The organism is Micropruina sp. (genome assembly GCF_027492755.1).
In the GTDB taxonomy this organism is placed as follows: Bacteria; Actinomycetota; Actinomycetes; order Propionibacteriales; family Propionibacteriaceae; genus Micropruina.
Map to the genome: position 1 here is coordinate 15,058 of NZ_JAPUED010000089.1, position 1,113 is coordinate 16,170.

At 70.8% G+C, this 1,113-nt stretch carries 1 protein-coding gene; it reads left to right on the plus strand.

Annotation, left to right across the window (positions count from 1 at the left end):
* The first annotated feature begins 13 nt into the window (after window positions 1-13).
* A complete protein-coding gene (locus Q0066_RS06140; protein WP_298131111.1) occupies window positions 14-967 on the plus strand; it encodes an asparaginase in 954 nt (317 codons plus the stop codon).
* Window positions 968-1,113: the final 146 nt, after the last annotated feature.

The window sequence follows — 1,113 nt, forward strand, 5'->3', positions numbered from 1 at the left end:
CTAGACTCCGGGCGTGGTGAATCTCGGCGACCCCCCGGTGATCGCGCAGGTCGTCCGCAACGGGTTCGTCGAGTCCGCGCATCGCGGCATCATCGTGGTGACCCGCGCGGACGGTTCGGTGTCGTACAGCCGCGGCGACTACACCAGCGACATCCTGCCCCGGTCGGCGCTGAAGCCCTTGCAGGCTCTGGCGATGGTGCGCTGCGGGTTGGACGTGCCGTCCGATCAGTTGGCGGTGGCGTGCGCCAGCCACAGCGGCGAACCGATGCATCTGCAGACCGTGCTCGACCTGCTGCACGGCGCGGGGCTGGACGAGTCCGACCTGCGCAACACGCCTGATCTGCCCCTGATGGACGCCCAACGCAACGAGTGGATCGCCGCCGGTCGCGGGCCGTCGTCGCTGGCCCAGAACTGCTCGGGCAAGCACGCGGCGATGCTGGCGACGTCCGCGCTCAACGAGTGGCGCCGGGACACCTACCTGAACCGCGGCCACCCGGCCCAGCAGGCGGTGCTGGAGACCATCCGCAGCCTCGGCGTCCGGATCGCCTGGACGTCCATCGACGGCTGCGGTGCGCCGGCGCTCGCAGTCAGCCTGGTCGGGCTGGCTCGCATGTTCGGCACCATCGCCTCGGCCACCGGCGGCGCCGAGAAGGAGATCGCGGACGCCATGCGCAGCCACCCCGAACTGGTCGGCGGCACCGGACGCGACGTCACCGATCTGATGCGCGGGGTGCCGGGCATGGTGGCCAAGGATGGCGCCGAAGGCGTCTACGCCGCCGGTCTGCCCGACGGCCGCGGCATCGCGATCAAGATCGCCGACGGCGGCATCCGCGCACGGCCGGTGGTGATGGGCGCCGTGTTGCGCCGGCTGTGGCTGGGCGATGCCGGCCTGCGCGCCCGAATGATGGAAGCCCCGATCTACGGACGCGGCCAAGTGGTCGGCGCCGTCATCCCGATCGACATCTGAGCAGTCCTTCGCGGGCGCACCCGCACGCCTCAGTCACCCCGGAATGGATCCGGGATCTTCACGACCCGCGCTTGTTCGGCTGAGACTTGCTCGGCTGAGGAGATCCCGGCATTCGCCGGGATGACAGAAGCCCCCGTGCCGCGACC